This window comes from Niameybacter sp. (assembly GCF_036655075.1).
Taxonomy (GTDB): Bacteria; Bacillota; Clostridia; order Lachnospirales; family Cellulosilyticaceae; genus Holtiella.
Genome location: NZ_JAVVQU010000084.1, coordinates 1 through 5,398, shown reverse-complemented (window position 1 = coordinate 5,398; position 5,398 = coordinate 1). Strand labels below are relative to the sequence as shown.

Sequence of the window (5,398 nt, the reverse complement as noted above, 5' to 3'; positions counted from 1 at the left end):
TACACAACTAAGCCTAGAACATAAGATGCTCTAGGCTTTTGTCATATTCTCCAAACAATTAGATGTGTTCTTTTAGGGTAGATTCTAATTGTTGGAATCTTAAGTTGTCACGTAACACATTGAAGTCACGGCTTGTAAAAACATCTTCAAGAATAATGCCACAAAGATTACGTGTATCAGCTTTTTCCCAGTCACTTTTATCTGTAGTCAGACCTAGAAGTAACGGAGAGGTATAGACGTAGACTTGGGGCATTTTTTCAAATGCAATGGCAAATTGCACGGATTTTTCAAGTGCATAAAAGGTGTTTTCCACATCATCAACTTGAAGGTATAATTTTGCAAGTTCTTTTCCGTAGAGTGTTGCAAGTCTGTAATACCAATCCCCATAATCTTTGTTTTCATAGATGATATTCAAAATGTCTACTTGCTTAGTCAACCAATTAATTTGTGTTTGAGGGTCGATCTTTTTTGCATAAGAATAGGCTGTGATGCCAAACCAAAGTTTGCCTAAGCCATCTTCTATACGCTCACGAAGGTAGGCTTCTCGTTCTGCACCTTCAATAGCACGATACAGTATCGCTTCACGGCAACTATCTTGAGAGGGCAGGGTATTAATCAGTTCAAGTGCCTTATCTTTACGATTTGTATCAGAATAATGGAAAGCGAGGCGAGATTTTGCTTCAAGGCGTATAGCATCGTCTGTACAGTATCTAAGTATGCGTTCTCCAATTTCAATAATTTCAGTATCATATTTTTTTATGTTGTTTTCCCATTCAAGGATATTTCCAGTATGGTCACCCGATACAAAAAGGGCATACATAAGCTTATTTAAAAACTCATAATGATTAGGGAATTCTTTCACAGCAGCACGCATAAGGTCGATACAATCATAGACCAGACCTTTGCTGATGGCATCCTTAAAGGCTTCATTATAGCTATCTATCTTTTTCTGTATTTTAGATTTTCCAGTGCCTAATAGTTCATCAACAGTGACGTTGAAAAATTCTGCAATAGTTGGCAAAAGGCTAATGTCAGGATAGGTTGTATCACATTCCCAACGACTTACCGCTTGTGGAGAGACACACAAAATATCTGCTATTTGTTCTTGAGTTAAATCCTTTTCTTTACGCAGTTTCTTAAAAACTTCACTAAAATAAATAGTCATGTTTACCCCCGAAATAATATATTGAAGCGCTTCTAAGTATTATTATACTCATGCTGAAAGAAACTACAAACAACTAGAATAGTAGAATAATCCTACTAAACTGAGTTTATAAAAATAAGGTAAGTATATATCACAAGGCATCCCCTCTATATAAATGACGGATGAAATGATACGACTTGATGTGCATTCCTTAATCAGAATAATTTAACAGGCAAGTTGAAAAAGATTATGTACATTGTTATACTGTAGTAAAATAATATGTAAAAATCTTCTGACAAAATAAAGTGAGATATAAGAAGTCACTTTTTTTATAAATAAAGCTATCTTTAAATTTAAAGGAAGGGAGAATGTGATGAAAAAAAGATTGATTGTTTTTTTAATAGGAGTGGGGCTGTTGATGCTTGCTGGTTGTGACATGATAAGAGCCAATACAAGTAGAGTCAAGGAGGCACATTTATTAACCACTGCTCCAGAACTTTATTTATCAGATAGCCTTGCCAGTGTAGTAAATGAGTTTAGGGTTCAATCTGGCAATTATACTTGGAATTATCTAGACAAAGCAGAAGTGGTAAGTTTAATTGCCTGTGGCTCGCACCCGTTAGATGATGCTAGGATTAAAGAAGAAGTATTGAAATTGCCTGAGTATAACAACATAGATTATGTCCCCTATACCGTTTCGTGTGTTGTTGCACCAGACAAAATGATAATCAACGAATGGGATAGTACGGATATAGGAAACATCGAAGCTACACTGCTTTCCTCTGCAACATATGAGCAGGTATCAATAGTCGAGTTAAAGCCAGATAGGGTATATGAAATGATTGCAATATGGAGTGCAGAAAATTTAGAGGTCAATGGTTTTCATGGTCAAGCAAGTTATGTGTTCACAACTAGCAAGCAGTAAAGGGACAATCCTAAACTAAAAACTACCAGGGGGTATTAAGATGGAATCTTGGAAAATAGACTTTAATTTAAATGATAAAAAGGGTGTTATTAATGTGGAGTATTCCCCTAATAAGGATGTAACTGAATCTGGATTTGATATGCTTCAACATTTAGGTTTTGATGTAAATACGTGTATTGGATATCCAACGCTTCATGCATATATCACAGATTTTGAAGCTACTGGGTATCGTAGATATTGCGGATGGATTCAAATACTTAAGTGTGAGTATTTTGAATCGGAAAAGGATACATCACCTATAGATACCAAATTTTTTATTGATGGAGCGAGTGAATATAACTCACCCTTCTTTGCTTATGGATATCCTGCCGAGTTATATGATGCACCCTGTAATAACTTAGGATCTTATTATAAATTGGTGTGGACGGCATATACCTATCTTGTTGAAATGCCTACCCATATCACACAAAACACGGTATCTTTTATAGCGGGATTTGAATGGGGATATACGGAATGGGATGAGTTGAACCAAAGAAAGGTAATGAATAGGCCTATGCAGCAGCTCTTTTATGCAGATTGGGTAAGTAATTTACAGTTATTAAAGGTGGAATTTCCTAGTTTTTCTTATAAATAAAATTATCTTTTAAGAAAATCTTAGCCGCCTGTATAAGAGAATTATTATATTGTTTGAGAGTATTTATTCTGCTATAGTAAGTTTAAATTAAAGCTCATTTTATATAATGTAAAGGAGAAAAAGATGACTGAACGAGAGAAAATGTTAAATGGTAAGATATACGACCCTTTTACGGAGGGGTTGCCAGAAGAACGTGCAAGAGCACATCAGCTTTGCAAGATGTACAATGATACATTTGAAACAGAAACTGAAAAACGTCAAGAGATTCTGGAGGAGTTGCTTCCTAACTGCGCAGAGGGTGTCTATTTGCAAGGACCTATTTATTTTGACTTCGGAACCAATACAGTTATAGGAAAAGACAGTTATGCTAACTTTAACCTGACAGTGCTGGATATTTGCAAGGTCACAATTGGAGCATGTGTTTTTATCGGGCCTAATGTTTCTTTGTTAACGCCTAAACATCCACTTTGCTATCAGGACCGCAATCCATATTTGAATAAAAAAACTGGAAAAGTTACAGATATGGAATATGGTGCGCCAATAGTAATTGGTGATAATTGTTGGATTGGGGGAGATGTAACTATTTGCGCAGGGGTGACAATCGGAGAAGGTTGCGTTATCGGAGCTGGATCTGTCGTAACACGAGATATCCCGGCTCATAGTCTTGCATTCGGAAATCCGTGCCGAGTGGTTCGTGCCATTACAGAGGCTGATCGTCTTGCAGCTCATCCTGAACTTTTTGGAGAATAAATATTTTTGACTTACTGAAATGTATTAAATTGGAATATGGATTTCTATCATAAGTGTAGATTAAAGAAGGCAGAGATTTCGTAAAATGAAGTCTCTGCCTTCTTTATGTTGACAACTATCTCTACTTTGATATATAGTGTACTTATTGTACAAGTACACTATATATCAAAGCGGAGGAAATATGATTTGTGGAAATAATAATTAGTAGTAATACGGCTAAGCCTATTTATGAGCAAATAACATCTCAGGTCAAAGCAATGATTATGAATGGGGAGCTAAAAACAGGGGACGCCATCCCTTCTATGCGTGGACTTGCTAAGTCTTTGCATGTGAGTGTGATTACCGTTCAGAAGGCTTATGAAGATCTGCAACGAGATGGATTTATAGAAACGACAGTTGGACGTGGGAGCTTTGTAGCTGCTCAAAACAAAGATTTTATTCTTGAAGAACAACAGAAAAAAATTGAGGAGCATTTGATGCTTGCTACAGATATAGCACGTATGAATGGGATTAAATTAGAGAAACTACAAGATTTATTAGCAATATTTTATACGGAGGAAGAGTCATAATGAAGTATAGTTTAGAAGTTGAGAACTTAACAAAGGCCTATCCAAACTCTGATTTTCGCTTAGAGGATGTTTCCTTTGCCATTCCTAGTGGAACTATTATGGGATTTGTAGGAGAAAATGGTGCTGGAAAAACAACAACCATAAGTTCTATCTTGAACACAGTCACAAAAGATGGAGGCACCATAAAACTATTTGGTCAAGAAATGGGAGATGCAGACTATAACTTACGAGAAGATATTGGTGTTGTCTTTGATGGGGCTAACTTTCCTGAGTCACTGACACCGAACCAACTTGCAAAAGTTATGAAAGGCATCTATAAAAGATGGGATCAGGCTTTATTCTTGAAAATCACAAAGGAATGGAACGTGCCATTACATAAGCGGGTGAAGGAATTTTCAAGAGGGATGACCATGAAACTGGCTATTGCAACAGCATTAGCCCATAAGCCTAAATTACTCATATTAGATGAGGCTACTTCCGGGTTAGACCCTATTGTGCGAGAAGAGATTCTCAATGTTTTCTTAGGATTTGTAGAAGATGAAAATCATTCCATATTGATTTCTTCTCATATTACAAGTGACTTAGAGAAAATTGCAGATTATATCACCTTTATACATCAAGGCCAAACCATATTGACAGAGAAAAAAGATACCCTCATTTATGAATATGGCGTTGCAAGATGTAAACGTGAACAATTCAAAATGATTGATGAAGCGGACAGGCTTGCCTATAGAAAAAAAGAGTATCAAATAGATGTCTTAGTGAAAGACAAGAAGGCCTTCAAGCAAAAGTACGGGAACATAGTTGTAGACAACACATCCATTGAGGAAATTATGTTGTTACTTATTAAGGGGGTAAGATAATATGAAGGGGCTTGTGTTAAATAACTTTTATGCCATGCAAAATAACATTAAAATATCATTCGTGATTTCTCTCCTTTTAGCTATTGTTTCGGTTGGTCTAAAAGAACCTAAGCTCATCAGTATGGTGATTGCCGCACAAATCTTTGTGATAATGGGCAATATAGCAACTACGATGCATGTAGATGAAGCTTCTAAATGGAACAAGATGGAGATTACCCTTCCTGTTAAAAGACGCGATATCGTAACAGCTAAGTATGTTTCATTTATGCTATTAGTTCTTCTAGGAATAAGCTTTAGTTTACCTACCCTCCTTATTTTAGAGATAAGTGGAAGTGAAATGAATGCTGTAATGTTATTGGATGGATATAGCTTTGGCTTATCGATTACCATTAATACTATAGCCATCTTATATCCACTTATCTTGAAATTTGGAGCAAAGGAAAGTGAAACCATGTTGATGCTCGCAGTAGGTGCAGCAATAGGTGTACGATTTGCTGTATGGGGTGTGTTAAT

The 5,398-nt window shown here is 36.2% G+C and carries 7 protein-coding genes; 6 read left to right on the top strand and 1 reads right to left on the bottom strand.

Annotated features, from left to right (window positions below):
- Positions 1-58: 58 nt before the first annotated feature.
- A complete protein-coding gene (locus tag RRY75_RS13795; protein WP_332527977.1) occupies positions 59-1,165 on the bottom strand; it encodes a helix-turn-helix domain-containing protein in 1,107 nt (368 codons plus the stop codon).
- 352 nt (positions 1,166-1,517) lie between these two features.
- Here RRY75_RS13795 and RRY75_RS13790 point away from each other — a divergent pair, with 352 nt between their 5' ends.
- The 6 genes from RRY75_RS13790 to RRY75_RS13765 form a co-directional block, all read left to right on the top strand.
- A complete protein-coding gene (locus RRY75_RS13790) occupies positions 1,518-2,069 on the top strand; it encodes a hypothetical protein (protein ID WP_332717316.1) in 552 nt (183 codons plus the stop codon).
- Positions 2,070-2,109: 40 nt separating this feature from the next.
- Positions 2,110-2,703: a hypothetical protein gene (locus RRY75_RS13785; RefSeq protein ID WP_332527975.1), complete on the top strand. Its 594-nt coding sequence runs from the start codon at positions 2,110-2,112 to the stop codon at positions 2,701-2,703.
- Positions 2,704-2,826: 123 nt separating this feature from the next.
- Complete coding sequence (locus tag RRY75_RS13780; RefSeq protein WP_332717313.1) at positions 2,827-3,453, top strand: sugar O-acetyltransferase; 627 nt, start codon at positions 2,827-2,829, stop codon at positions 3,451-3,453.
- A 188-nt stretch (positions 3,454-3,641) separates the two neighbouring features.
- Positions 3,642-4,022, top strand: coding sequence for a GntR family transcriptional regulator (locus RRY75_RS13775; protein ID WP_332527973.1), 381 nt, complete (start codon positions 3,642-3,644; stop codon positions 4,020-4,022).
- Entirely contained in the window at positions 4,022-4,885 is an 864-nt protein-coding gene (locus RRY75_RS13770; protein WP_332527972.1) for an ABC transporter ATP-binding protein, read from the top strand. The genes RRY75_RS13775 and RRY75_RS13770 overlap by 1 nt, the downstream gene beginning before the upstream one ends.
- Position 4,886: 1 nt before the next feature.
- Positions 4,887-5,398, top strand: a 512-nt coding sequence (locus RRY75_RS13765) for an ABC-2 transporter permease (protein WP_332717309.1), incomplete at its 3' end; no start/stop codon positions are given.

Excerpts from the sequence above, each read along its gene's own strand:
- RRY75_RS13795 (WP_332527977.1), bottom strand. The coding sequence starts at position 1,165 with ATGACTATTTATTTTAGTGAAGTTTTTAAGAAACTGCGTAAAGAAAAG.
- RRY75_RS13790 (WP_332717316.1), top strand. The coding sequence starts at position 1,518 with ATGAAAAAAAGATTGATTGTTTTTTTAATAGGAGTGGGGCTGTTGATG.
- RRY75_RS13785 (WP_332527975.1), top strand. The coding sequence starts at position 2,110 with ATGGAATCTTGGAAAATAGACTTTAATTTAAATGATAAAAAGGGTGTT.
- RRY75_RS13780 (WP_332717313.1), top strand. The coding sequence starts at position 2,827 with ATGACTGAACGAGAGAAAATGTTAAATGGTAAGATATACGACCCTTTT.
- RRY75_RS13770 (WP_332527972.1), top strand. The coding sequence starts at position 4,022 with ATGAAGTATAGTTTAGAAGTTGAGAACTTAACAAAGGCCTATCCAAAC.